Origin of the sequence: Rhodococcus sp. 14-2470-1b, from assembly GCF_002259415.1 — a bacterium.
GTDB lineage: Bacteria > Actinomycetota > Actinomycetes > Mycobacteriales > Mycobacteriaceae > Rhodococcoides.
The window spans coordinates 67,109-93,201 of sequence record NZ_NPFY01000026.1 but is presented as its reverse complement, the minus strand read 5'-3'; the positions used below and the strand labels follow the sequence as shown (position 1 = coordinate 93,201).

Annotated in this window: 26 protein-coding genes; 12 read left to right on the top strand and 14 right to left on the bottom strand. The window is 63.7% G+C overall.

All coding sequences use genetic code 11. The annotated features are described in order from the left end of the window. Positions 1 to 152: 152 nt before the first annotated feature. Entirely contained in the window at positions 153 to 1,142 is a 990-nt protein-coding gene (locus tag CH293_RS19740; protein ID WP_094721252.1) for an iron-containing redox enzyme family protein, read from the top strand. Positions 1,143 to 1,201: 59 nt separating this feature from the next. Here the strand turns inward: CH293_RS19740 and CH293_RS28645 are convergent, their stop codons facing one another. Both CH293_RS28645 and CH293_RS19730 read right to left on the bottom strand, forming a co-directional pair. After that, positions 1,202 to 1,333: a CDGSH iron-sulfur domain-containing protein gene (locus CH293_RS28645; RefSeq protein WP_255122929.1), complete on the bottom strand. Its 132-nt coding sequence runs from the start codon at positions 1,331 to 1,333 to the stop codon at positions 1,202 to 1,204. Positions 1,334 to 1,391: 58 nt separating this feature from the next. Next, complete coding sequence (locus CH293_RS19730) at positions 1,392 to 2,090, bottom strand: HemK2/MTQ2 family protein methyltransferase (RefSeq protein ID WP_094721251.1); 699 nt, start codon at positions 2,088 to 2,090, stop codon at positions 1,392 to 1,394. 287 nt (positions 2,091 to 2,377) lie between these two features. Between CH293_RS19730 and CH293_RS19725 the strand changes: the two genes are divergently transcribed. Beyond that, a complete protein-coding gene (locus CH293_RS19725) occupies positions 2,378 to 3,058 on the top strand; it encodes a CDP-alcohol phosphatidyltransferase family protein (protein WP_255122925.1) in 681 nt (226 codons plus the stop codon). Here CH293_RS19725 and CH293_RS19720 read toward each other — a convergent pair. Then, the gene (locus tag CH293_RS19720) at positions 2,976 to 3,872 is read right to left on the bottom strand and encodes a YhjD/YihY/BrkB family envelope integrity protein (protein ID WP_094721249.1); all 897 of its coding nucleotides are present in this window, start codon (positions 3,870 to 3,872) and stop codon (positions 2,976 to 2,978) included. The genes CH293_RS19725 and CH293_RS19720 overlap by 83 nt on opposite strands. Before the next feature lie 142 nt (positions 3,873 to 4,014). Here CH293_RS19720 and CH293_RS19715 point away from each other — a divergent pair, with 142 nt between their 5' ends. From CH293_RS19715 to CH293_RS19700, 4 genes are all read left to right on the top strand, one after another. Then, positions 4,015 to 5,199 (top strand): NAD(P)/FAD-dependent oxidoreductase, encoded by a 1,185-nt coding sequence (locus tag CH293_RS19715; RefSeq protein WP_094721248.1) that lies wholly within the window; start codon positions 4,015 to 4,017, stop codon positions 5,197 to 5,199. 65 nt (positions 5,200 to 5,264) lie between these two features. Further along, positions 5,265 to 5,657: an OsmC family protein gene (locus tag CH293_RS19710; protein WP_037106941.1), complete on the top strand. Its 393-nt coding sequence runs from the start codon at positions 5,265 to 5,267 to the stop codon at positions 5,655 to 5,657. 131 nt (positions 5,658 to 5,788) lie between these two features. Beyond that, positions 5,789 to 6,379, top strand: coding sequence for a hypothetical protein (locus CH293_RS19705; RefSeq protein WP_141217191.1), 591 nt, complete (start codon positions 5,789 to 5,791; stop codon positions 6,377 to 6,379). Then, a complete protein-coding gene (locus tag CH293_RS19700; protein WP_094721246.1) occupies positions 6,376 to 7,581 on the top strand; it encodes a PrsW family intramembrane metalloprotease in 1,206 nt (401 codons plus the stop codon). The genes CH293_RS19705 and CH293_RS19700 overlap by 4 nt, the downstream gene beginning before the upstream one ends. 15 nt (positions 7,582 to 7,596) lie before the next feature. Here CH293_RS19700 and CH293_RS19695 read toward each other — a convergent pair whose 3' ends face one another. Then, positions 7,597 to 8,625 carry an LLM class flavin-dependent oxidoreductase gene (locus CH293_RS19695; protein WP_037106936.1) on the bottom strand — a complete coding sequence of 343 codons (1,029 nt, stop codon included), beginning with the start codon at positions 8,623 to 8,625 and terminating at the stop codon, positions 7,597 to 7,599. Positions 8,626 to 8,790: 165 nt separating this feature from the next. On the opposite strand from CH293_RS19695, the gene CH293_RS19690 reads away from it, so the two are divergent. Further along, positions 8,791 to 9,621: an oxidoreductase gene (locus CH293_RS19690; RefSeq protein ID WP_094721245.1), complete on the top strand. Its 831-nt coding sequence runs from the start codon at positions 8,791 to 8,793 to the stop codon at positions 9,619 to 9,621. A gap of 12 nt (positions 9,622 to 9,633) precedes the next feature. Here the strand turns inward: CH293_RS19690 and CH293_RS19685 are convergent, their stop codons facing one another. Beyond that, positions 9,634 to 10,596 carry a YihY/virulence factor BrkB family protein gene (locus CH293_RS19685; protein WP_037106928.1) on the bottom strand — a complete coding sequence of 321 codons (963 nt, stop codon included), beginning with the start codon at positions 10,594 to 10,596 and terminating at the stop codon, positions 9,634 to 9,636. After that, positions 10,596 to 11,141, bottom strand: a complete 546-nt coding sequence (locus CH293_RS19680) for a CsbD family protein (protein WP_094721275.1) — start codon at positions 11,139 to 11,141, stop codon at positions 10,596 to 10,598. The genes CH293_RS19685 and CH293_RS19680 overlap by 1 nt, the downstream gene beginning before the upstream one ends. A gap of 311 nt (positions 11,142 to 11,452) precedes the next feature. Between CH293_RS19680 and CH293_RS19675 the strand changes: the two genes are divergently transcribed. Beyond that, on the top strand, positions 11,453 to 12,157 hold the full coding sequence (locus CH293_RS19675) for a GAF and ANTAR domain-containing protein (protein ID WP_255122924.1): 705 nt from the start codon (positions 11,453 to 11,455) through the stop codon (positions 12,155 to 12,157). 48 nt (positions 12,158 to 12,205) lie between these two features. On the opposite strand, the gene CH293_RS19670 is transcribed toward CH293_RS19675, so the two are convergent. The 8 genes from CH293_RS19670 to CH293_RS19635 all read right to left on the bottom strand — a co-directional run bounded on the left by CH293_RS19670 (position 12,206) and on the right by CH293_RS19635 (position 20,959). Next, a complete protein-coding gene (locus CH293_RS19670; protein WP_094721244.1) occupies positions 12,206 to 13,402 on the bottom strand; it encodes an alpha/beta fold hydrolase in 1,197 nt (398 codons plus the stop codon). Positions 13,403 to 13,427: 25 nt separating this feature from the next. Continuing rightward, positions 13,428 to 14,726 (bottom strand): dicarboxylate/amino acid:cation symporter, encoded by a 1,299-nt coding sequence (locus tag CH293_RS19665; protein ID WP_094721243.1) that lies wholly within the window; start codon positions 14,724 to 14,726, stop codon positions 13,428 to 13,430. 111 nt (positions 14,727 to 14,837) lie between these two features. After that, positions 14,838 to 15,983: an NAD(P)/FAD-dependent oxidoreductase gene (locus CH293_RS19660; protein WP_094721242.1), complete on the bottom strand. Its 1,146-nt coding sequence runs from the start codon at positions 15,981 to 15,983 to the stop codon at positions 14,838 to 14,840. Next, positions 15,980 to 16,177, bottom strand: coding sequence for a ferredoxin (locus CH293_RS19655; RefSeq protein WP_019664872.1), 198 nt, complete (start codon positions 16,175 to 16,177; stop codon positions 15,980 to 15,982). The genes CH293_RS19660 and CH293_RS19655 overlap by 4 nt, the downstream gene beginning before the upstream one ends. After that, complete coding sequence (locus CH293_RS19650) at positions 16,174 to 17,376, bottom strand: cytochrome P450 (protein WP_094721241.1); 1,203 nt, start codon at positions 17,374 to 17,376, stop codon at positions 16,174 to 16,176. The genes CH293_RS19655 and CH293_RS19650 overlap by 4 nt, the downstream gene beginning before the upstream one ends. Next, the gene (locus tag CH293_RS19645; protein ID WP_094721240.1) at positions 17,366 to 18,910 is read right to left on the bottom strand and encodes a bifunctional 3-(3-hydroxy-phenyl)propionate/3-hydroxycinnamic acid hydroxylase; all 1,545 of its coding nucleotides are present in this window, start codon (positions 18,908 to 18,910) and stop codon (positions 17,366 to 17,368) included. The genes CH293_RS19650 and CH293_RS19645 overlap by 11 nt, the downstream gene beginning before the upstream one ends. Next, complete coding sequence (locus tag CH293_RS19640) at positions 18,903 to 19,838, bottom strand: fumarylacetoacetate hydrolase family protein (RefSeq protein WP_176460061.1); 936 nt, start codon at positions 19,836 to 19,838, stop codon at positions 18,903 to 18,905. The genes CH293_RS19645 and CH293_RS19640 overlap by 8 nt, the downstream gene beginning before the upstream one ends. Then, the gene (locus CH293_RS19635; RefSeq protein WP_094721239.1) at positions 19,835 to 20,959 is read right to left on the bottom strand and encodes a VOC family protein; all 1,125 of its coding nucleotides are present in this window, start codon (positions 20,957 to 20,959) and stop codon (positions 19,835 to 19,837) included. The genes CH293_RS19640 and CH293_RS19635 overlap by 4 nt, the downstream gene beginning before the upstream one ends. Before the next feature lie 145 nt (positions 20,960 to 21,104). Between CH293_RS19635 and CH293_RS19630 the strand changes: the two genes are divergently transcribed. From CH293_RS19630 to CH293_RS19610, 4 genes are all read left to right on the top strand, one after another. Then, positions 21,105 to 21,746: a TetR/AcrR family transcriptional regulator gene (locus CH293_RS19630; RefSeq protein WP_037142036.1), complete on the top strand. Its 642-nt coding sequence runs from the start codon at positions 21,105 to 21,107 to the stop codon at positions 21,744 to 21,746. 695 nt (positions 21,747 to 22,441) lie between these two features. After that, positions 22,442 to 23,782, top strand: a complete 1,341-nt coding sequence (locus CH293_RS19620) for an MFS transporter (RefSeq protein WP_094721237.1) — start codon at positions 22,442 to 22,444, stop codon at positions 23,780 to 23,782. A gap of 280 nt (positions 23,783 to 24,062) precedes the next feature. Continuing rightward, positions 24,063 to 25,211, top strand: coding sequence for an amidohydrolase family protein (locus CH293_RS19615; RefSeq protein WP_255122923.1), 1,149 nt, complete (start codon positions 24,063 to 24,065; stop codon positions 25,209 to 25,211). Beyond that, entirely contained in the window at positions 25,208 to 26,080 is an 873-nt protein-coding gene (locus CH293_RS19610) for an alpha/beta hydrolase (RefSeq protein ID WP_094721235.1), read from the top strand. The genes CH293_RS19615 and CH293_RS19610 overlap by 4 nt, the downstream gene beginning before the upstream one ends. Positions 26,081 to 26,093: the final 13 nt, after the last annotated feature.

The window sequence follows — 26,093 nt, the reverse complement described above, 5'->3', positions numbered from 1 at the left end:
TGGACAGCACGACCGTCGATCGCGAATATCTCGAATCAGCATCGACCTGATCACGCCAAGGTAACACCGCTCTTCTGCCGGCGAGCCGGGAACGTCGAACACGCAGTGGGTCGGCCACGGTTGATCGGCTACCGCGCGGGTACACGATTCTCATGAGCGCACCAGCGCACGCCGCTGTATCACCCACCTTGCCCACACCGGACGGCGAATTGTCCGCGTCCATCGTCGACTATCTGTCCGGTGCGACCGCGTCGGTTGCCACCGTCCCCGACGTCGATCCCGTGGGCCGCGACGCCCAATTAGCGCTGTCCATCTGCTACGAACTTCACTATCGCGGATTTCATGACGTAGACGACGAATTCGAGTGGGACCCCGAGATTCTGACGTTTCGTAGGTCGATCGAACAGCCGTTCTTGGCGCACGTGCGCGATGCTGTCGAGGACGGCGACGACGCAGTTGCGGAAATGGACGCTCTGTCCGTCGAACCACGGAGCGGCAGCGGTCCGTCCTGGTTTCTGCGGGACGACGGAACCTGGGACCACATGCGCGAGTACTTCACGCACCGGTCCCTCTACCACCTGAAGGAAGCCGATCCGCACGCCTGGGCCATACCTCGGTTGATCGGGCAGGCGAAGGCGTCGTACGTCGCGGTCGAGTTCGACGAATACGGTGGTGGCCGCGGCGATCACGTCCACCAACAAATGTGGAGCGCGTTGATGGACGCAGCCGGGCTCGACTCGTCGTACCTGGGTTATCTGGACCGCGTACCTGCACAGACTTTGGTCTGGGTGAATCTGATGTCCTTGTTCGGCCTGCACCGGAGTCTGCGCGGAGCGACGGTCGGTCACTTGGCGGCAACGGAGATCACGTCGTCACCGGGTTCCCGACGGTTCGTCGACGGTCTGCGCAGACTCGGGGCGCCAGATGCGTGCGTGGCTTTCTACGCCGAACACGTCGAAGCCGACGCGGTTCACGAGCAGGTACTGCGCCACGATGTCGTCGGGGATCTTTTGCGCCGAGAGCCCGAACTGGAACGCGACGTGGTCTTCGGGATGCGCGCTCTGGCCTACGTCGAGGATGCTCTTGCCGATCACATCATGGCTGCGTGGCAGAAGAGCGAGTCGTCACTGATGCAGCGGTGACGTGACTACAGCGGTGACGTGACTACAGCAATGACGCGACTACGGCAGGTGACGCGACGTCATGCGGGCCGTTGCTTGCGTCGATGGCTCGTGTCGCACAGCGGATAGGTCTTGCTGCGCTTGCATGTACAAAGTGCGACCGCGAACCGGTCGGACGTAGTGTGGGTTCCGTCGTCCGTCTCGATGTCCACGGGACCGGACACGATGATCGGTCCGTTGGTGACGATCCGGATCGACGTTCGCCCGCCGTCATTGCTTGTCGGCACGGATGACCACCAATCGTTCCGTACGTTGACCGGTGCGCGCGATGCCCACGTTCTCGAGCCACTCCGCACGCGAGGACATAACCGGCCCGTAGCCGATCGTACGTGAATCGACGATCGCCGCGGACATACCTCTCGCCGTCAACATCGACAACGTGAGCTGTGGATCTGCGAACTCGGATTGGACCGCCAGCAGCGTCCCACCTGGCGACAACATGTCGAATACGTTGTTGCACAAGGTATCGAGTACGAGTCGGCCGGTGGGGCCCGCGTCCCAGGCCCGGGCCGGGCCGAGCTCGACGGGCACGTTGTCCGACGGCACGTACGGCGGATTGCACACCACCACGTCGAACGGCCCCGCGCGTCGGGCATCGTCGAACGATCCCAATCGCACGTTCACATCCAACTCGGCATTGCGCGCGTTCTTCTGGGCACACGACGCGGCGACGGGATCGATGTCGAACGCGTGCACGCGTCGAGCCCCCGACCGTGCGGCATGAACGGCGAGAACCCCCGAACCGGTGCACATGTCCACGACACGAGCACCGACGGCAATTCCCGACGCCGTGAGCGCCTCCGCCAGCAGCCACGAATCCTCCTGCGGTCGATACACACCCGGATCGACCGCCACGTCGAAGAACTTCTGCATATCGTGACCGGCACGGACTGCCGTCGAGTTCGCCATGGAGGTAGGTATGCCGCCTGGCGAAAGACCCAAACCTCGAGGATCCTCGCCACCCGAACCATGCGTCGTTCTCGCTCTCGGCTGACGTTTGAGTTGGCAGGTTCGGGGAATCCGTCCCGAAGCAGCGAGGGTCTTCGGTTGAGCGTGCAGCCGACAACTCTTCATTTTTCAGTCGAAATTTTCGTCCTGTCGATGCCGGTCGTGCCCGGAGCACTTGTATCCGGCCGTGATTCGCCTCCGTCGCGGCATACGCAGGCGTCGGGACGCGAGAACAGGTGATTGCCGTGATGGATCGTGACCGATACCGAGCGGAGTGGTCAACCCTGCACGGGGGTCTCGACGCGTCGTCTTCGCGTCTGATCGACGGCTGGCTCGGGATCATGTACCTCTGCGCTGCCCCCTTCGTGCGACGCCGTGTCTCCCCGACAACCGTGACGATCCTGGCGCTGGTCTGTGCGGCGATCGCGGTGGCGGCGAGTGGATTCGGCCGCTGGGGCGCACTGGCGGCAATGGTGTTGATTCTGATGTCGACCCTGCTGGACGGGGTCGACGGCGCGGTGGCCGTCATGTCCGACCGCGCATCCGCGTGGGGGTCGGTCCTCGATTCCACCGCTGATCGCGTCAGCGATCTGTGTTTCTACGCGTGTGCCGCCGTGGTGGGTGTGCCGCTGCCGCTGATCGCGACGATGGCAGTCTCGACGCTCGTCCACGAATCCGTTCGCGCCCGGGCGGCCGCAGTCGGCATGCCGGAGGCGGGCGTGCTCACCGTGTGGGAACGACCGTCTCGCGCTGTCACCGTGTTGCTGATACTCGGCGCGAACATGCTCTTCCCCGATCAGACGTGGACCTCCACCGCCGGCGGAGCCGTCGGAGCCGGATTGGCGCTCATCGGGCTGGTCCAACTCCTGGTGGTGGTGCATCGTCGGCTCGCGGTCCCTGCGCAACAACCTGCGCGGTCGCCTGGGTAAACGTCCAACCCGTGATGAGCAGGACATGGAGCACCCACATCCACAGACCGATCGCGATCGCGGCTCCCACAGAGGTCAGGCCTCCGAACGGCGCGCCGAGCGACACCGGAATCGCCAGAAACAGAACGAAGCCCTGAACGAAGCCTGCGATGAACGACGCTGTGACCGCGGCACACCACCAGACGACGGCAAACGGAATGTCCTCTGCCGCAACTATCGAATACGCACCCGCGACCAGGACGCCGAGCACGAGCCACACGATGACGAAGCCCAACCACACGCGTAGCACCAGGGCCGCTACTCCCCCGCCCGTCGTAGCATCGGCGAGCCATTCTGCCGACGCCAGTACGCCCAGAAGCAGAAGCGGCGCGACCACCGCCACCGGTACCAGGGCAAGCCGGCCTCGCCAACCGTCTAAGGATGTAGGGCGAGGTCGCCTCCGCGAGGTCAGGGCTCGGCGCAGGCCCTCGCCGTAGAACGTGGCAGGGAAGATCGCCAGTACACAGTGCAGCAGACTCAACTCGGCTCCCGCCGAAACCAGCTGCAGCACAACGCTCCGGGCCCCGAGCGCGTCGGGTAGCAACGATGCGACGTCGTCGCCTCGCGCTTCGACCCACGACGCCGACGTGACCAGAGCACAAGCTCGCAACGACAACAGCAGCAATGGCACCACCGCGATGGCGCCGTAGAACGTCAGCGTGGCGGCCAGAGCGCTCGAGTCTCGTGTAGCCGAGATTTCCTTGTATCGCGCGACCGTCGCCGACGCGCGTCGCCTGACGGATCCGAGGTTCCGAGTGCTGGGCAATATGTTCATGATCTGTTGCCAATTCCCCGCGGACCCGCCGATCAACCCCGACCCGGGTTTTCGCGCGACCTACCTGGGTATGCCTCACACAATGACATTCGACGGTACTCCCGCGCCCACTGCCTTTTCTGCGCCTCGTCATGGGCCGGAGGTGACCGACACCTTCGATGTTCTGATCATCGGAGGCGGCAACGCCGGAGTCAGCACTGCCGCTCGTCTGCTGCGAGAACACGTGACGGACAACGTTGCCATCATCGAGCCACAGCAGGTACACACGTACCGGCCGATGCTGTCCTACGTCGGATCCGGCCAGGCCCGCCTGGCCGACGCGCAGAAGACGCAGCGGTCGGTGACTCCCGATGGATGCAGGTGGATCGAGGACTCGGTGGTCTCGATCGACGCTGAGTCTCGAACGGTGCGCACCAGCTCGGGCCGCGAGTACAAGTACACAGACCTGATCATCGCGGCTGGTCTCGTGCCTGACCTGGACGAGCTTCCCAACGTGTTCGACGCCCTCGAGACTCCCGCTGTCGCCAGCAACTATCTCGATCGTGCGGAGAAGACTGCGACGCTCATCGACTCGATTGCTCTGCCCGGGCGGGCTGTGTTCACGCTCCCACGGCCACCGGTCAGCTGCAGCGGCACAACATTGAAGCCACTGTTCCTCGCCGCGTCGCAGTGGCAACGCGACGGCCGGCTGCCGAGAATCGACATCACACTCGTCGTCGACCGCTCGTATCTGGTCGGTGTTCCTGCCTTGGACGACATTCTGCGCCGTAGGCTCGACGAACTGGGTGTGCGAGTCCTGTTCGACACCAGCATTTCCGGGATCGAGGCGGACCACCAGCGCCTGCACATTCACGGCGGTGGCACCCGGAACCGGATCGACTACGACTTCCTCCACCTCGTCCCGCGGTTTCGCGGGCCCAGCTGGCTGGCGGACCTGGCCGATGACACACCTGCCCATCTCGTCGACATCGATCCGATGACCTTCAGGCACGTCCGCCACGACTCCATCTGGTCGCTCGGTGACATCGCGGCAACCGGCACCGACCCGTCGGGCGGAGCTCTGCGCAAGCAAGCTGCGACGCTCGTCGACAACATCGCGGCGGCCCGGAATTCACAGCCGTTGGCGACTTACGACGGTTACACCGTTGCACCTGTGGCGGTCGATTCGCATACCCTGATCGCCGGGGAGTTCGACCGAGATTTCGTGGTCTCGTCCTCCCTTCCGAGTTTCCTCGATCCGCTCAAACCGCGTAGGTCGGCATTCCTGTTCGACCGCTACGCCCTGCCGCAGGCCTACTGGCGCAGGATTCTCCGCGGACGTCTGTGACCGGTGCCGGCTGATCGTACGAGCCACGCGGTTTGGATGACCTTGTTTGTGGACACCCACACCACATGACCGCTGAGCTCTACACCGCCGTAGTCACCGCGACCGAGGCGGGCGTGACGTCCGACGACGGATTTCTGTCACTCGACGTCCACGAGCCCGAGAAGCTCGGCGGGCCAGGAGAAACCACCAACCCCGAACAGTTGATGGCCGCAGCCTTGGCCAGCTGTCTCGTGCAATCCCTGCGCATCGCCGTCGGAACGGTCGAGGGAAGCATGGACTCCGTCGCCGTCGAAGGCACAGTTGTTCTCACCGACTCCGACAGTTCTGGATACGACGCCAGGTTCTCGTTGAAAGTCCAGCTACCCGACGTCGAGGATCCCGATGCCGTACTTGCACAAGCTGTCTCGATCTGTCCATTTTTGAAGGTCATCGAGTCCGTCGACGTGAGTCTGGGCTGATTCGTTCTCGCCTCTCCCGACACGTCGTCGGGTAGCCCCCCGCCTCCGCGGACTCTGTGGGAAAGTATTCCCACCGACGACCGCGAGGGGAACCCGTGACACAGAACCATTCTGGACTGCACCGTCAACGGGTGCCAGCCGAGCACCGTGTGCTCGGCCTGGACCGAAGAACGCTCCCGCCAGCCCTTTTCGTCATCGCGGTCTTTCTGGTTCTCACCGTCGCTGTACCGCGCGTCGATGCGGCCATCGGCTGGAACGATCCCGTGCGTGCCGGTCAACAACTAGCGCTCACGGACACGATTGCCTTCACGCCGAGGACAGGCTGGGAGGTCGAGACCGGGTTTCGTGTGGGCGAAGAGGACCGGAGATCCGGCGACGCCACCGTATCCGGGGACGGCGTCACGTTTCAGGTGACGGCGGACTCGTTCGACGGGACACCGGACGATTTGGTGGACCAAGTGGAAAAGGTCACCTCGCGCACCACCGACCCGTCGTTCCGCGTCGACGGAGACCGGGCCACTCTGACCACAGCGGCGGGGCGAACCGGTGTCGTGCAGGCCTACAGCAGCGTCCGCGGAGACGGACTGGTCGCAGCGTTCGTTGTCGACGGCACCGGCCTGAAGATCACGGCCTACGGTCCGCCCACTCAGATGACCGCGGCGGCAACCGATATCAAGGACATGATCTCCAGCATCCAGACCGTCGACGGGAGCAACCGATGAGTGACGCCGTGACAGACACCGCGTCGTCCGAGGCCGAGCACCGTCGGCAGGAGGCGCTCGAGGTCTCCGGGTGGGGTGAACGCTTCGAATTCGTGCAACCCCACAACCTGTCGTTCTGGGTGTACATCGCGCTCACTGCAGTCGGAGCGTTTCAGGCTTGGGCGTTCTTCGCACCGGGAGCCGGGTTCTACGCCGAGGGATTCGCCGTGTCCGCGGTGCTGTGCACTCTGTGCGGACTCGCATGGTTCGCGTGGTTCCGTCACATCGACCGGTGGGAACGGCAGCCAGGCCGACTGGTCGCGGCAGCACTGCTGTGGGGCGCAATCCCCGCCACCTTCGCGTTCGCGATGACGGTCAATACTGCGATGCTCAGCATCTACCCGAAGCTGTTCGGCCAAGCGTGGAGCGCGAATTGGGCTGCAGGCGCGACTGCACCGATCACCGAGGAAGCGGCCAAGCTCTGCGGATTCATCCTGCTGATGAGCCTTGCCCCGCGGCTGATCCGAACGGCCAACGACGGTCTCATTCTGGGCGCCTTCATCGGACTCGGATTCGCAATGTTCGAGGACTTCCTCTACGCAGCCAACGCCACTGCCCGGACGTTCGGAACCGACCCGGTCGGAAATGCCGTCCACATGTCGCTCACGCGGATAGCCGTCAGTTTCGTCTCGCACCCTCTCTTCAGTGCGCTGGTGTGCGCAGGCGCGGTGTACCTCATCGGTACGAAAGCACAGGCACGCAAGGTCGGGCGTGGTCTTGCTTTCGTTGCGGCGGGAGTGTTTCTGCACTTCACCTGGGACGACGCCACCGGGCTCGGCGGAGGTAATCCTCTTCTGTTGTTCGGCGTCATGTGCGCCTCCGTCGTCATCGCATTCACGGTGCTGACGATCGCGTTCCGCAGAGCAGCACCACGCGAGTACCAATTCGTCCGCGACATTCTGGCTCCCGAGGTCGATGCAGGATTCCTCACCGACGCCGAGGTGGACGGCGTTCTCGACAGAAAGGCCAGAAAGGCATTCCGCGCGTCGTCGCCCAATCGGCGGGCCCGGAAAGCGCGTAAGCATCTTCGACGCGCGATCCTGGACCTCGCACACGACATCGCGAGCGCCAAGGGCGCGGACACCGAAGCGGTGCGGCACTCGCGTGCCGAGGTCGAACGTCTTCGCGCCGAGGACGGCATCCGGCAGCCACTCGACAGTTAGGTGATCGACGGCGAATTACGCCTTCGCCACGAGCGGTGCCACCTCGGTCCCCAGTAGTTCGATTCCTCGGAGCAGATCTCCGTGTGCCAGGCGAGGATTCGTCATCTGCAACGACAACCGATCGACACCGCCCAGCTGCTCACCGACGCGCAGAATCTTGTCGGCAACGGTCTTCGGATCGCCCATGAAGAATGCTCCGTTCGGACCTGAAGTCGCGTCGAACTGTTCGCGAGTAGGACGCGCGAACCCACGCTCACGCGAGATCTTGGCGAACATCTCGTGCCAGCCGGGATAGATTGTGTCTGCTGCCGCTTGTGTCGATTCGGCGACGAAGCCGAACACGTGCAGTCCGACCTGCAGCTTCTCGGGCGCGTGCCCGGCCTCGGCGCCTGCCCGTCGATAGAGATCCACGAGCGGCGCGAACTGGCGCGGCTCGCCGCCGATGATCGCGATCATCAACGGCAGTCCCAACAATCCGGCACGAACGAAGGACTCGGGGGAACCTCCGACACCGACCCAGATCGGCAGCGGATCCTGTACCGGACGGGGATAGATGCTCTGCTTGTTCAGCGCTGGTCGGTGCTGCCCGGACCACGTGACTTCCACGTTCTCGCGGATGTCGAGGAGCAGCTCGAGCTTCTCGGCGAAAAGCGAGTCGTAATCGCGTAGATCCAGACCGAAGAGTGGGAAGGACTCGGTGAACGATCCGCGGCCGACGACCAGGTCGATCCGGCCCTTCGAGATCAGGTCGAGCGTGGCGAACTCCTGGAACACTCGTACCGGATCGTCCGCGCTGAGCACTTTGACTGCACTGCCGAGCCGGATTCGCTCCGTGCGCGCAGCCGCGGCCGCCAGAATGATCGACGGCGCCGAGTCGTAGTACTCGCTCCGATGGTGTTCACCGATTCCGAACGAATACAACCCGACTTGATCGGCGAGCGCGATCTCCTCCAACAGATGCCCCATCCGCTCGGACGGGCCGATAACCCGTTCGTCGGTCGGGTCCGTCACGGAGGAAACGAAGCTGTCTACGCCCAGGTGCATTGTTCGACCTCTCGATTCGGGGCGGACAGGCCCACCCGTGTCGATTGTAGATTCAACCATCAGGTCCGACGGTCCCTGTCGGCCCCTCACCGGTTCCCCTAACCTTGACGTGATCGTCTCACTGTCCGTGCGCACCCACACGTTCAAGCCGACAAGGGAGAACCCATGACAACGTGGCTCATCACCGGATGCTCGACTGGCCTCGGACGGCATCTGGCCGAGACGGCATTGGCACGTGGTCATCACGTGGTGGTGACCGCGCGCGACGTATCGAAGGTCGCCGACATCGCTGCCCGCTACCCCGACACCTCACTCGCCATTGCCCTGGATGTCGCCGACGACACTCAGGTCTCTGCTGCCGTCGACGCTGCCACCGTCAGGTTCGGCACAGTCGACGTACTCGTCAACAATGCGGGCTACGGATATCGCTCCGCCGTCGAAGAGGGCGAGGACGGTCCGGTCCGCCGATTGTTCGACACCCATGTCTTCGGTACCGTGCGCACGATCAAGGCCGTTCTGCCGGGAATGCGCGGCCGTCGCTCCGGGACGATCGTCAACATCTCGTCGATCGGAGCGCGTCTTTCACCCGCCGGATCCGGGTATTACGCCGCGGTCAAAGCCGCCATCGAGGCGCTCACACTGTCGCTTCGTAGAGAGGTAGCCCCGCTGGGCATCCGCGCCCTCACGGTCGAACCCGGCGCGTTTCGCACGGACTTCGCGGGCAGATCCCTGACCCAGTCCGCCTCCCCCATCGCCGAGTACGCAGCCACGGCCGGTGCGCGCCGGATCGAGAACGACACAGCGCACGGCAACCAGCCAGGCGACCCGGTCAAGGCAGCACAGGCTGTCGTCGACGCAGTCGAATCCGAGGATCCCCCGTTCCTGCTGCTCCTCGGCAACGACGCGGTCGACGGATTCACCGGTGCGCTCGACGCCCTGCGCGCGGACGCCGAGTCATGGGAATCCGTTTCACGAAGCACAGATTTCGACTCCTGAACTGCACGCGATTCAGTCGTTCTGCGGGTTGTCGTCGTAGGTGACGGTGATTTCCTGGAACCCTTTGTTGCGTTGAGCTTCCGCTTGCCCGGTGTACGAGTTCTTGTCGCCCTCGGTGAGTTCGACATTGTCGGTGAACGGGGTCAGCAGCGCGCGCGGGTGAAGGTGATCGACTCGAACTGCGTTGATCTCGATACAGATCACGATCAGAACCGACGCTACGTACAGAAAACCCAACAGCCCCAGCACGATTGCGAACACACCGTTGCTTGTGCTGACGTTGCCGACGACGTAACGGATGTAGATACCGCCGAAGGATTGCAGAGCTTGCCAGATCACCGCGGCGGCTACGGCTCCGGGCAGCACGTCGCGGACACTCAGTGGCCGCGCGGTTCCGATGCGGAACGCGGCAGCGAAGACCGCGCTGTTGAGCGCGACGGCGCCCAGGATCGCCAACACACCACCGGCGAAGCCGAACAGACCGGACGACGCGACCACGTTCAGCACGGTCAAACCGATGATTGCGCTGCCGACGGTGCTGAGCAGCAGCAGCCCGCGCACTCGGGCGCGAATCGGGTCAGGCTGGTTGTTGCGTGGGACGGACCACGCCGTGTTCAACGCGTGTTGCACCGCCAGTGACACCCCGAGACCGCCGTACAACGAGCCGGCCACGCCGATCACGATTGCCGTGACGCCGCCACTGAGACGGTCGGGCTCGCCGAGCTGGTCTCCGATGACCGGGATCTGACTCATCGCCGAGTCGAGGATGCGTTCCTGCAGATCGGGATTGCCCGCCAGCACGATGCCGAGCAGGGTGGTGAACAGCAGCAGCAGCGGGAACAGCGACAGAAACGCGTAGTAGGCGATCAATGCCGCCAGGTATCCGCCGCGGTCGTCGAGGAATTTGTAGACGACCGCGAGCGGGAACCCTGCCGCCGGGTGCTTGCGCTGGAACCCGTCGATGCGAGAGACCATCAGCGGTCGAAGAGGGACTTCGATTCGATGCTCCGCGCCAGTGCCCGCACAGCGCGAGTCGGCGCGGCCTTCAGCTGACGTTGACGACGGTTTCTCCTGGCGATGACGAACGCGATCGTTCCGGCGCCGATCACAGCGGCCACGACGGCCACGGTTCGAGGAGATGTCGCCGTGTCCACGACGCTGTCGACGTCGACCTCGCGGACCGTGGACGCTGCATTGTCGGCCAAGTCAGTGACCGAAGCCTTGGCGTCAGCTGCGGTCGATGCCGCGGAGTCGGCGAGCGAGGAGGCTGCCTTGGTGGCCGAATCGGCCACGTCGGATACGACGTCTGCCGCCTCGTCAGCGACCTCCGACGCCTTGTCGCCCAGTTCCTCGGCGCCGTCGGACACGGTGTCGGCGAGTTGATGAGCATTGCCCTTGGCCTTCTGCGCCGCCCCGCTACCGCGGAGTTCGTCGTCGCCCGTGGCGTTGCCGACGCGCTCCTTCGCATCACCGGCGAGTTCGTCGGCCTTGTGTTGCGCTTTGTCGATGAAGTCGGACATCAGGTTCCTCCAGGTCGTTCGCGACGCGGCACGGCGTGTGCGGCGTTCAGGGTCGATCGGCCGGTCGAAACCGGCAGCATTAAGTCGGTTCGAACGGAGAAAAACAAACGCGGAGATACAAGTGATCTGCGCCACACTACCCAGAAGCGATCTCCTGCGCCGGCGGCCGCGAATTGATTGAAGGAAAAAGGTCCGACCAGTGTGTTTCATCTGCCATGCCACACGCCGACTCGGCGCAGGCCGTGCCAGAATCAGCTCCTCGATTCGACGTTCGATGCCGAATCCGAACAAACGCGGGAAGTAGGTCGTCTGTGGGCGCGAAGTCGATAGTCGAAAACGGGTCCGACATCAGACGGCCGACGAGGGGGTCCGACACCGACCGGACCTGCCAGAACATCGTCGACCTGGCCGTGGCGACCGTGGAATGCACGGGTGCGTCGATCACTGCGATGACCGACCGTGGCCGGCCCGCCATCGTCGCGGCCACCGATCCAGCGGTGATGCGCACAGCTCTGGAAGTCGCGTCGATCACCGGGTACTCGGCGACCGAGGCCGTCATCGACGGTCGGAGAGCCGTCGTGGTCGACGACATGGCCACCGAACCAGACCGGCCCGAGTACTCCCAGGAGATCCTGGCTCGTACCGGGGTGCGCTCGACAGCGAGCTTCCTACTGCTTCTCGACGACATCGAGCTGGGCGTGATGACGTTCTACTCGACGGAACCACGCACGTTCACACACGACGTCCTTGATCGGTGTGCACGTTTCGCGGACCAGTCGGCGCTTCGGTTGGCATACGCGAGCGCACGGGAGCGGGCAGACCAACTGGCCACCGCGTTGATACGTAGCCGTGAAATCGGCATCGCGATCGGCGTCGTCATGGCCACGGCCAAGGTGGATCGCGACGCTGCTTTCGACATGCTTCGTCGGGAGTCGTCGCTCACCAATCGCAAGCTGCACGAGATCGCGTCCGAGACCGCGAGAACAGGTGAAGTGCCGGGACTCCGCGTGCCGTGAATCGGTTGCCTGTCCGTCGGGCGCTGATCGATGTCGCGGAACGACCGACTATCGAGTCGCCCGCGATGTCTGCTCGACACGCGCGTCGATCCATCCGATCACCTCGGGGTAGGCGGCGACGTTCGCGCCGGGATGATCGAACGCGGGCACGAGATCGGTCCCGAAGTCGAACTCGCGGACGGTGATGTCGTGTGCACCAGCCGCGAGCCAACGATCTGCCAGGATTCTGCTCTGCTCGATGCTGACGGAGCGGTCGTTCACGCCCTGCACGATCATCACGGGCACGTCGGGGGCCACGAGCCCGATGGTGTTCGCAGCCGTGAGCGGACCCAGCACGGGCCCCGCCATGAGCTCACCCAACGTTGATCCGTCGGCGGTGAGATCCTCCGAGCGCAACGATCCGTAGGAGAGGGCGTCGACAGTGCAGAAGTTCTGCACCGCATCGAGAGCTGCGCGTCCGCGGTCGTTGAAGAGTCCACGAATTTCGTCGGCTCGGTCGGGGTGAGCGCCCATCGAGCCCACGATCGGATACAGCATCGTCGCGGCGAATGGGCTGCCCTCCAGGCCTTCCACGCGCAGCACGGGATCGGTCGGTGCGGCTCCGACGTACGCCCCGACCACGTCCAGATCCGGAGCGTAGGTGGAGGCGAGTTCCGCGGCGGCAGCCGACGCGGCGCCGCCGGCCGAGTACCCGTACAGCACGACGGGCGCGTCCGTCCCGTCTGCCGCGGCACGCGCCGCGTCCAGCACGGCACGGGCGACGGCGACGCGGCCGATGAATTCGTAGGCGCCCGGGGTTCCGAGCCCCTGGTAGTCCGTCGTGACCACCTGGTACCCGCGCGCCAACAAAGGCAACAGCGCAGGCATCGTCGTTGTCAGTCCCTGCCCGGATGAGCCCGCGCAGCGATCGGCGATCCCGTAACTGCCCGGGGCGTAGGCGATCACGGGCCGAGGCCCGGGACCATCCCACGTACTCCTCGGAGTGATGAGCAGTCCGGAGACCGCCACTGCAGAATCACGGGGATCGGCCGACCGGTACAGGATGCGCTCGGCGTGCGATCCCAGAAGGTCCAAGGCCGGCACCGGTTCTCGGCGCAGGATGGACCCGGGCGCGTATGCCTCGAGGTCGGCAACGGGAGCGGCATAGAAGTCGGCGCCGGTGGGGGCCGCCGCCACGGGCGCGGTGGACACGGCGGCTGCCCCGGTGAGGACGACGAGGGCGACGGCAGCAGAAAGGAGTCTCATGTCGAGAGTAATTATGACCCTGTGCTCAGTCGGCCTGATCCGCGCGTGCCATGACGCCCTGGTAGTCGTCCAGATCTATTTCCTCCGCAGTCACGGTCTTGGTCCCGTTGTAGACGTCGCGGTCGATCTCGTCGTCGGCGTTCGCAACGAGCATCGCCACGAACGTGTCACCGTTGACGTTGAGGAAGGTACGGAAGATTCCGGCGAACCAATCGACTGCGATCAGCAGACCGACGGCTTCGAACGGCAGGCCGAGCGAGGTGGCCAGGAACATCGCGACGACAGGGAATCCGCCCGGAACGGTGATGGTGCCCATGTTGAGGAGGATCGCCAATCCCATACCGAGAGCGATCTGTCCGATGCTCAGGTCGATGTTTCCGGCTTGCGCGAGGAACATCATCACGATCATGTAGTTCAGGACCGCGCCGTAGGAACCCATCGTCAAGCCGATGGACAGCGTGAAGTTGGCGACCTTCTGACTGACTCCTACCTTTTCGACAGTGTTCTTCAGCACCGTCGGGAAGGTGACGGCCGAACTCGTCGTCGTCACCGCGACGATGGTCTGCTCGGTGAGCTTGTTCGGCAGCTTCCACGGGCTGAGACGAGTTCGTGCTGCCACGACAGCGACGAACAGCGCGAACAGGACGATGACGCCGATGAGTGTCGTGCCCAGATACTTGAGCGCGGTCGAGACCACCGAGAAGCCGACATCTCCTGCGAGAGCTGCCAGTAGACAGAACACGCCGATCGGGGCGATCACCATGACGAGGCGAATCATGGTCAGGACGATCTGTTGAATCTGATCGAACAGCCTCAGGACGCCGGTGTCACCGGTCTTGTTCACGTGGATGCGCAGCGCGATTCCGAACAGCAGCGCGAAGACGATGATCGGCACCATCGTCGCGGTGGACATCGCGTCGAACACGTTGGTGGACACGAAGTTCAGCAGCGTGTCCTGCCATCCGAGTGCTTCCCCCGCCGATTCCTCCAGGCTCGGGTCCAACTCTTGCGTGAACACCATTCCCGACCCCGGCCGCACGAGACTGCTGAGCACCCAAGCCAAGACGGCCGCAACGAACGAGAACCCGATCATCCACTTGAACGTTCGGAACGCGATCTTTCCGGTACCGGTGCCCGACATGGATCCGGTGGCGACGATGACCGATGCCATCACCAACGGAACGATGGACATCTGGATCAGACGGATGAACAGGTCTCCGATGAACTTCAGGTTCGCCGCCCACTCACCGACGAGCAGACCGAACACAATGCCGCCGATCGCAGCCAGACCGATCTGTGCAGCGGGATGCCTCAAAGACTTCATGCCTCAAACTAGGACGAGCCCGCTACCAGGCCGTAACCGTCGTATTGCACTCGCATTACGGCCTCGAAGCGCGGCCGACTGCCGACGACGCGCCGGTCACGATTGCTGTCTTCATCCTTGCCCCTGTTCCGCCCGCGCGAGTGCGCGGAGCTTTCCCACCGACATGCGAAGCCCGTATGCCACCAGAGTCTTTTGACCGTCCGGGTGCGCCCAGCGCAGCAGGGCCGACGCGTCGTCCACCGAACCGGTGAGAATTTCCGGTTCACCGACGAGTGGTAGCGGACCTACCGCCTTGATGGACAACCCGAGCACCTCGGTCCAGAAGTAGTCGTCGACCGGAGCGCACCGAGCGGCTGCTCCGAGCGCGGATGCTGCAGCAACCCTGCCCTGAGCCACAGCGTTGGACCAGAACGGTCCGCGTCGGGGATATCTCGACGGCTCCCGGAAGTACGTGACGTCGCCGGCAGCGAACACGTCGGGTACCGACGTCGAGCAGTCCTCTCCTATCCCCACGCCGTCTCGATCCGCAACGCCGGTACCGTCGAGCCAGTCGGAGGCCGGCACCTCCCCCACACAACTGACAACGACATCGGCATGCAGCACAGTGCGATCCGGCAGGACGATCCCGTCCACGGGACTGCCGGACAGCGTCACCGGCCCCGCGGGGCGCAGCATACTTCCGCCGTTTTCCGCCAGGCGCTCTGCGATGGCCGCAGCAAGGAAGCGTCCGAGAACTCGCTCCAGAGGAGGATCCACGTCGACGACGGTTGTCTCGATAGTGCGTCGGACGCACGCCGAGGCGATTTCCATTCCGAGGAAGCCTGCGCCGACGATGATCGCCGACGATGCCGCGTCCAGCCGGGAACGCAGGACCCGTGCGTCGTCATGGGTTCTGACGACCAGTTCCCCCGCTTGGCCGACCCGAGCCAGGCGTCGAGCATCGGCCCCTGTCGCGACGACGAGTGTGCCGTACTCGACATCGGTTCCGTCTGCGAGAGCGACGATCTTGCTATCCGTATTCAATCGTGTTGCAGCAGAGTTAAGTTCGGTGATGCCGAAGTCGGACAGATCCCACCGGGACGACATGCCGTCGTCGGAGTCCAGCACGTGCTTGGAGAGCGGCGGTCGTGAGTACGATCCGTCCGGATCTGCACCGATCATGACGACTTCTTCGTCGTGACCGAGCGCTCGGAGCTCACGGACGGCCGCGCAACCGGCTGTCGACCGACCGACGACGACAATCGGAGCTGCGTTCATTTCTGTTCGCGTAGCGCGGCCACCGGGCAGGCGCCGATCGCGGACCGCACCGCAGCGACCTGCTCCTCGGGGACGTCCTGGTGGTCGTACGCGTAGTGCAGTTCGCCGTCGTCGTCGAGGCTGAACACCTCGTGTGCGGCCTCTTCGCACAGTCCGTGGCCTTCACAGCGATCCCAGTCGACGTCGATCCTCATGCTTGCTCTCCTCTACTCGGTACCAGCTCGAGCGGTAGCCGTTCGAGCCGGTGAATGATGTTGTTGACGGCCCACTTCGGCTCTCCGGTCAATTCGATTCGTTCGACCCGGCGCGCCAGCGCCTGCAGCATCGATCGTGTTTCCAACCGTGCCAAACCCTGGCCGGCGCACCCGTGCACGCCGGACCCGAAGCCGAGCTGCCGAGCGGCATCGCGGGTGATGTCGAACGAGTCGGGTCGATCCCATTCGGCAGCATCACGGTTGGCCGAGGCGTAGATCACCAACAGGCGGCTCCCACGCGGGATCGGAACTCCACCGACGTCGACGTCGCGCGCTGCCTTGCGAGAGAACGCGCGTAGCGGCGACTCGAACCGGACCACCTCGTTGACGGCGCCTGGGATGAGCGTGGGGTCGGCCCGCACCGCCTGCCACTGCTCCGGGTGCTGCGAGAACAGGTACAGCGCACTCGAGATGGCTCCGATGGTGGTGTCCAGAGATGGCGCCATGTAATCCACCATCAACGCAGGGCACGCCTTCGGGTCGATCGTGCCCTCGTCGGCGGCAGCGAGAACGTCGTGGCCCATACTTCCGTCCAGAACCGATCTGTTCTTCACGACGCGATGTGCGAACGTCATCATTTCCGCAACGGCCTTCGCGGCACCGACCGATCGGCAATTGATCGGCCCCATTGCGTCGAATGTCGCTCCGGCCCAGCGCAACAGATCGTCGCGCCCGTCCTCCGGCCATCCGACCAGATCGGGAACGACCGACAACGGAAGGGCCGTCGCCAAGTCCTCGACCCCATCGACGTCCAGCATCGACATCGCTCGAGCGACCACCCCGTCGGCGGCTTCCTCCACCGTCGTGGTCATCTTTCTCAGGGCTTTGGGGGTCATGCGGTGCGCCAGAACGGATCTTTTGGTCGCATGGTCGTCCGCGTCGCTGTTGAGCGTCGTGCCGCGCCCCAGGCGATTCGCGACGGGGTTGAGCGACACTCCGTCGCCGGAGACGAACGACTCGTCGTCGAGCAGCACCGCCTTGCAGTCCGCGTAACGCGATACGGCATAGACGCGTTGGTGCGGCAACCACACCACAGGACCCAATGCGCGCAGCCGCTGGTAGTGGGGATACGGGTCGACGATCGCGTCGACCTCGTAGATGTTCTGTCGGTATCGGGGGACCGACGAGTCAACGGTCACCGGAGCTCCTGACAATTCGATAGGCGCAACTCGGCAACCGAGTGTGCAGTGACGGCACCGACCGGCCTGCGGCCATCACGGTTCTGTCCGGCCGCACGATGGCAGCGTTGGCGCGGCGTCGATGCAGCCACATCCCGAGTTCCGAGGATTGCGGGACCTCCAGTGCGGTTGCGCCTCGGCGGACAACTTCCGTGTTCTGCTCGCGGGTGAGCGGTGTGGTGGAGACGAACAGGAAGCACCCTGGGGCAACGTCGTCGACCCTCATCCCGCGATCGACGACGGCGTTGGGACACAGCGATCCGGCAAGCCCACGCGACAATGCCTTTCGCGTAACGAAATTGGACGGGGACAGGCACGGCGAGGCACTGTCGGTCACCTGCGCTCCGATCAGGGGTAGGTGTCCGAGGACGGGCGCGACGGACTTGCGTACGGCGTCGGTGATCGCTCCCCCACCGGTCATTGCCCTCCCGATTGCCACGGCCAATCGAATCGACGACGTCACGTGAGGTTTGCGCTCCGCTTCGTAGGAGTCGAGGGTGTCGTCGGCGAAGGATCCGTTCATGACGCCCACCAGTTTCCAGACCAGGTTCATCGCGTCGCGCACACCCGCGCCCATGCCCTGCCCGATGAACGGCGGCGTCAGATGCGCTGCGTCGCCGAGCACGAAGATGCGGCGATCGCGCCACCGGTCGACCACTCGGGCACGGAAGGTGTACTCGGTGGATCTGATCAGGTGCAGTGTGTCCCGATCCGCAGTACCGAGCCACGGCGTCAGCAGAGGGCGGATGCTGTCGAGATCACCGAAATCGTCGGCAGTTTCGGTGTCGCGGAGCCGGAATTCCCACCGATGACGGGTGTGGCCGATACGCATGTAGGTTGCGGCGCGTTCGGTGTCGCACACCTGGTGAACACCCTCCCACAAATCGAGCTCGGACTCGGTGGCGATGTCGATCACCAGCCATCGTTGCTCGAAGCCGAGGTCGAGCATTCTCGATCCGATCGATGACCGCACGGTGCTGTTCGCTCCGTCGCATCCGAGTACATAGTCCGCGGTGACGGCACAGCGTTCTCCGGTGCGTGTATCGAGGTATGTCACGACGCAGTGGTCCCGCCTGTTCGCGACGTCGACGACGGTGCAGCCGCCTGCCATGTGGACGCCGGCGAGCGAGGACAGCCGCGACCGCATGAGATGCTCGAGGTCGGGTTGATCGAACATGTTGGCCTGCGGAAAGCCGTGCGGCCTGCGGTCGGGGTCTCGATCGAACACTGCGAGCGTCGTGAGGCGTCGGTCGACCAACTGCAACCCGCGGGCCGGTCTGGAGATCGCCGCGAACTCTTCGGCCAACCCGAGGCCACCGAGTATTCGGCAGACCTCGTCGTCCATGTGCACCGCCCGAGGCTGCGGGTACACACTCTCCCAGCGGTCCATGATGGAACAGCTGATTCCGTACTGCGCCAACAACAGTGCGGCCGTCATCCCGGTGGGACCGGAGCCGATGATCACGACCGGGTGGTGATCGACGGACTCAGGCATACCGCACCCTGGTCCGTTGAACACCGAGATCGAGTGCCCCATCGGGTGTCGACACCGCAAGTTCCACCACATCGCCGTCCTGCAGATACGACGGGTTGGACGACTGTTTCTTGAAGAAGATCTTCCATTTGAGTGCGGGAGGGAGGAGCGAGCCGATGATCTCGATCGGTTTGGCGGGCGCTGTCAGCGCTGTCCCGCCTGGAGTGCCCGTCAGCAAGAGATCACCCGGGTCCATACGCTGAAATCGTGTCAATGTTCGCAACGTGTCCAACGGGTGGTAGATCATGTCCGCGACCGTGCTGTTCTGCCGTACTTCACCGTTCACCCGCAGGGTGAGGCTCAGATCGGTGAAGCGGCTGAAGTCGCCCGCCTCGAGGAGCAGCAACACCGGTCCGACGGGCGTGAACGTGGGGTACGACTTTCCCTCGTAGAACTGAGTTTTGGGCAGTTGTACGTCGCGAGCGGACACATCGTTGGTGATGACGAGAGCTGCAATGTAGTCCGCTATGTTGTTCTCGTCGAGTGCCGTGCCCACGGTCATCGATGCGCCGAAGACGAGCCCGATCTCGATCTCGTAATCGAGCAGTTGCACATGCGCGGGCTTGACGATGTCGTCTGCCGGACCACTGATGGACCCCGATGCCTTGCGGAAGAACGTCAGCGGCACCGTCTCCGGGTTCATCCCCGAATCCTTCACGTGCGTCGCATAATTGGTCATCTGCGCGACGACCCTGCACGGCGCGGTCACCGGTGAGACCAGCGCCAGACCCTCCACCGACGCGGTCGCCGAACCGCGGCGTGCGGCGTCGATCGCCGCCCGGTCGGCAAGGAGCTCGGCCGTCGTCACCGCGTCGGTGTCGACTCGGACGGCGCCGCCCGGCGTGTGCACCCACCAGGCGTCGACGGTACGGAGAATCGAAACAGTCATGAGTTGGCTACTTTCAGCAGGCCCCGCAAGCGCTGGGCGTCGAATTCGTTGTCGTGTCGTAGCGACGAGATGATCGACCGCAGTTCCCCCAACGATTGCCGTCCGGGCGCGATGCCGAGGAAATCTCGTGTTGCCGGCGGTCCCCATTGGGCGAGGCCCGACGCCGTCATCGGGGCCCAACCGGGTTCGAGCGAGCTGTCGAACAGGTCGCCGTCGCTGAAATGCTCGACCAGGAAACCGTCGGGATCGCGCCAGTAGTCGAAGATCTGACTTCCCTGAATGTGTCGGCCGATCCCCCACGAGTGGCGGTAGCCGCGTTCGGTCAGGAACTCGCTTCCCGCGGCGATAGCGTCGAGATCGCACACCTGGTAGGCCGAGTGCACGTATCGATCCGAGGGTCCCAGTGTCATCGCCACGGTGTGGTGGTCGGTCGGGGTGTCGCCGCGATCGCAGCGGATGAAGCTCATCACCGGCCCACGTTCGCGCTGATTCTCGTAGAAGAGAAAGTCACTCACGATGAGCCCGAGGTGTTCCAGGTACCAGTTCAGGTTTTCGAGATATCGAGTGCGCGAGAGGACGACGTGACCGATGCGCTCGACGAGCGCTGGTTCATGGGGAGTTCGCCACGTCGCGTTGACGCGAGTACTGCTCCCGCCGTCGTTGTGGGGGTGGATGCGCTGGCCGGTCAGCGCAGGAAGAGCCCGGGTGCCGGCGACCACGCGTACCGGTTGTCCGCTCGGATCGTGGAGAGTGACCCCGATACCGCCGATGCTCTCGTGCAGGCGATCGACCCGACGTCCGGTTGCCTTGCCCAGCCGAAGTACGTCGGACTCGTCGACGGCCTGGAACGCCGCGCCGACGAAGCGGGTTCGCGTGCCACTCCGGATGACGACGCACGGCGAACCGCCTTGCGTGCCCCGAAGGTGAAGCTCCTGGGACGAACGATGGGTCACGGTGAACCCGAATGCCGACGCGAATGCCTCGGCACGGAGAAGGTTCGGTTTGCAGAACTCCAGCCACGCGATGTCGTGAACTTTGACGATCGGATTCTTTGCCCGCCCCGGGTGCTCCCCTGGCAGCGCGCCCTGGTCGACGTGCATGTCCTTGTGCGCGTCCGCCATCGTCGTTCCCTCCCCTCGTCAACTTTCTGACGATATCGTCACCTATGAGCGAGTCGTCAGTCAAGGGTTCTGACTAAATCGTCAGCTATGAGGGTGGTCTAATGTGGCGACGGACATTCACGCGAAGAGGGGTGCGACCAGCAGAATGACCACTGCAGGAAACCGGCTCGAACGCCGCAAGGCTCGTACCCGCTCCGCACTGATCACGGCGGCGCAGCGGTTCATCGCCGACGGTAAACCCAACGCGCCGATCCTGGAGATAACGCAAGCCGCCGACGTGGGAATGGGCTCGTTCTACAACCACTTCGACAGCAGAGACGAATTGTTCGCTGCCGCAGTCGAGAGCGCACTGGAGTCTCTCGGGGACTACCTGGATTCACTCACCGTCGAACTCAGCGACCCAGCGGAGATATTTGCACAGTCCTTCCGCATCACAGGACGGCTCTTTCGCCTACAACCCGAGCTGAGCCGGGTTCTCGTCAACTCAGGTCCATCCCTCATCACCTCGACGAAGGGTCTGGCTCCGCGGGCTGCACGCGACATCGCCGCAGCTACCGAAGCCGGCAGATTCGTCGCCCCTGATACGGACCTCGCCATGGCATTGGTCGCCGGATCCCTCCTCGGCCTCGGGCAACTACTACTGCAGCAACCCGACCGCGACGACGCAGCGGCCGCCGACGCCATGACGGCTGGAATCCTTGTCTCACTCGGACTTTCACGCGCCGAGGCCGACGAACTGTGCAGCCGGCCCATACCATTGGGCGCTGCCGATCTCGACCAGCCCTGACCGTCGCAGTCTCGGGGGTGCGGGGACGCGACTCAGCCTCCCTGAACGTACGTCTCCACGTGAGCGCCGGTGACCACTCCGACATTCGGCACAAGTGCACCCCACCCCGAGCTGCACGTACCTGACGCCTGACCTGTCGGCCCGAACGAGCTTGTCGACGCGGTGTACGGCCCGACCGCGTAGAACGGAAAGGCATTGGGGATGCCATGAAAACCCCAGCATTCGATGCTGAGGAAATACTCTCTCCGGGGCGGAGCTCCGGTGTCGTGACAGGTTACCGATGCGCTGAAAGAGTCGTGCACGACGGCACAGTCCTGCGGGCCGGCAGACGCCACCCCGGAAGTCGAGATCGAAGCGGTGGCCAGACCGCACATGACGACGCTAACTCGTGCGGCTGCAATAAGTTTGCTTCTCATAGGTAGTAATTCGCCGGCGCGTGACACGCCGTTACGTCCCGAAGCAAGTAGTCAGCCCGCTGCACTTCTCGTCGTTCTCGACAAATGCAGGCAGTTCTCGCCCACATTGTGAACATATGGCAGTGATGCAGCCTACATCGCCGGCCATAGGCTTTCGTCACGCCGAAAAGCGGGGGAAAGTTTCGGACCCCGACGTTCTTTGATCGGCGTTCTCGAAAGAATTCGGCGCCCACGCCGCCGTCGATGAAACGTCTACAGTCCCGCTTCGAGAGGAATCCCATGACCGGTGCAGCCGACGCTCGTATAGAGAGCCTGGAAAGAACTTCAACCGAGCGGGCGCGCACACGTCGAAAGGCGCTGATCGCAGGCGCAACGGGGAACATCGTCGAGTGGTTCGATTTCACAATTTACGGCTTCAGCGCCGCAGTTCTCGCCACAGTGTTCTTCCCTGCCGAGTTCGGCAGCGGCGCTCTGCTCGCCACCTTCGCACTCTACGGTGTCGCGTTCCTCGCCAGGCCCGCAGGCGGCGTGGTTTTCGGCAGGCTGGGCGACCGGTTCGGCCGCCGAGGATCCCTGTCCTTGGCAATTACGCTCATGGGCTGCTCGACAGCGGCTATCGGGCTTCTGCCGACCTACGCCTCCATCGGCGCTGCTGCCCCACTACTCCTGCTGGTCTGCAGATTGGTTCAGGGTTTCTCGGCCGGCGGCGAATACACCGGAGCAGCCACCTTCGTCGTCGAACACGCGCCATACCACCGTCGGGGACTTTACGCCGGAATCATTGCCGGTTCGTCCTTCGTCGGCAGCATTCTCGCGACAATCACGGTACTGACGTTCAATTCGGTTGGCACAGAGTACTTCCTGGACGGTGGGTGGCGTTGGCCGTTCATCATCGGAGGGGTTGTCGCAATTGCCGGCCTGTTCATGAGGCTTGCGGTCGACGAAACACCGGCTTTCACCGAGATGAAAGAAAAAGAAGCTCTTCTCACTCGCCCCCTGGCCGACCTGTTACGCAATCACTGGCGGTCTCTGGTCACTGCGTTCGTCTACTTCGCGTCGCTCGGCGTCGCTACTCATATGCTCATCGGTTACATGCCGACATTCCTGACACACGCTGCAGGAGTGTCGAGCACAGCTGCATTGATGCTGACGTCCGGTGCCCTGGTGCTCGCGGTTCCTCTGTACATCGCCTTCGGCGCAACTGTCGACCGGATAGGCAGGCGCCCCCTGGTCAGAATCGGAATGGTTGCATCGGTTCTTGTCGCGGTTCCCAGCTACGTTCTGATCGGCACGGGAAACATCGTCGCAATCGCAGGTGCGTTGATCGTCTTGGTTATCGTGCAATCCTTGCTTGCCTCAGCTCTTCTCGCGGTCCTCGAGATGATGCCGACGAATGCTCGATTCACGGGTACCGCACTGCCGTACAACCTTGCGTACGCGCTCTTTGCCGGTACCGCGCCTTTGGTATGCGAGACGCTGGTCAACTCCACGGGCAGCAACCTGTCGCCGGCGTTCTATGCGACCGCGGTCGCTTCGCTTGCGCTTCCGGTCCTCTGGCGGGGCATACCGGAATCGAGAATCGCAGGGACGGACCGCCCTTTGCACAGCCGAGAAACCTAACGATGCAGTGGCACCTCCCGAAGCAATCGATCGAACCGGGACTCGACATATGTCGATGGTCCCGTGCCCAAGTCGCAACGCGCGGCCACTGTCCGTTCCGGTGGTCACGCACCATGATGGGACCTGGGCGAAAGCACATGAAAGACATGCGTCATCGTTGCCATTACGGAGGAGACATCCGAAGAGGCGAAGACCGGGAGGTTGTGTGACGGAAACGTGGTACGCAGGAGGTAGAGTCGCGGACGGATCCGGTGTAGAACCATCCGCGGTGGATGTCTGCGTGAGCAACGGGATCATCACCGCCCTCGGCGATGCACCAGCAGGCGCGACAACGGTGGATCTGGATGGCAGGCTGGTCACCCCCGGACTTATCGACGCGCACGTTCACCTCGGTCTGTCCAGTCCCATCAGAGCACAGTTCGGATTCGAACTGTCTGCCGCCGAGATCGCGGCCGATATATTCGCCTCGGCAGGCTTAGCCCTCGATGCCGGCTTCACGACCGTTCGCGACACCGGTGGCATAGACCGCGGTGTCGTCGACGTCATCGCCAAGGGCAAGGTGCGGGGTCCGCACGTCCTGTCCTGTGGCCCTGTCCAATGCCAGGTCGGCGGGCACGGATACTACGGCGCCGATTGGGAACCCACAGAATTGTGGACACAGCATCACATGCCCGGGCTGTGTGCGCTGTCGCTGATGTCCGGCAACGCCGACGAACTCAGGAAGAACGTGCGTGAGTCGTTTCGCCGGGGTGCCACGTTTCTGAAGTTGTGCGTTACCGGTGGAGTCGTGGGCGGGCACGACCGCCTCGCGGACACCCAGTTCACCGTCGAGGAAATCGCGGTCGCTGTGCAGGAAGCCGCAGCACGAGGCACGTACGTCACAGTGCATGCGCACGGTAAGGAAGGGATTCGCAACGCAGTACAGGCGGGGGTGCGCTGCGTAGAACACGGCACCGATATCGACGAGCAGACAGCGGCTCTGATGCTCGAGCACGACGTCGCTATGGTGCCCACCTTCTCCGTGATCGACCAACTGTTGAACGACGGGGTGGCGGATGTCGATCCCGCGACTGTCGAACGAGTAGCAGGAGTTCGAGAGCGGATGGCGGCCGCTCTCGAGGTTGCCCGCGCGTCCAGCCTGCGCATCGGCCTCGGTTCCGACCTCATCGGTCCGAATCAGCAACGGCGCGGCGACGAGTTGCGCGTGCGTTCGGAGTTGGAATCGCCGATGCAGGCCTTGGTGTCCGCAACGAGCGTCAATGCAAACATCCTCGGCGTGGGCGACACCGTGGGCATGGTGCGGGTTGGAATGCGAGCAGACCTGACCGTCTGGCAGGAAGACCCTCTCGAAGACCCCGATGTCTTCGCCGATCCCGAGATGGCCGTTCTCGTAGTCAAGAGCGGCACGACAGCAAAGGACATTCGTTGAGCGCGATATTGCATGGTTGCCTTCAGGACACCGAGTACCTCGAAGTGGAGTCACGCTCAGGCAACCGGTACGGAATCTGGATCACCACACCTCCCGGATACGAAGAATCCAGCGAATCAGTGCCACTGGTCTACGTGTTGGACGGCAACTGGACCGTGGGTTTCACCGCACCACTCATCGTCACGCAACGCGATCCGTATCTGAGCATTGCGCCCTACATTCAAGTCACCGTCGGCTACGCCGGAGACGAGGCATCGGACTGGGCGCGGCTTCGCAACCGTGACCTCGTGCCACCCGGGGAACCTATCGGCGATGACGTAGTGGCTGCATTGGAGTCCGCACGCGAAACCGGGGCGATGAGTCAAGGGGACATCGACGCCTACATCGAGCAACACTCGGACTGCAATGCGGATACGTTTCTGGACTTTCTGACCGACGAACTGCACCCTCGTCTGCACTCTCACCTTCGCGTCAGCGACACCGGTCACGGGCTGTTCGGGTTCTCGTACGGTGGGCTTTTCGCGTTGTACGCGTGGCTTCGCGGCGGAACTCCCTTCTCGACGGTCGGCGCGGGAACACCGGGGATCAGCAGCGCAGACAGCCAACTGTTCGACATGATCGGAAACCTTCCGGAAGCGAGCGACGACGGCCCAGGCGCCGGACGTCTCCACGTCACTCTGAACAAGGTAGAACTCTGGGGCGATGTCCCCGTGTATCGCGGCTTGGCCCGAAATGTCCTCAGAGCGCTCGAGGGACTGCGCGCACAAGGTCGTTCGGAGCTCCTGTCGACTTCGATGCTCGACGAGACGCACGTCACCGGAGTACAGGCATCCTTCTTGAGCTATCTGAAGGAATGTCATGTCCGGTGATCGAGCGAGGTGG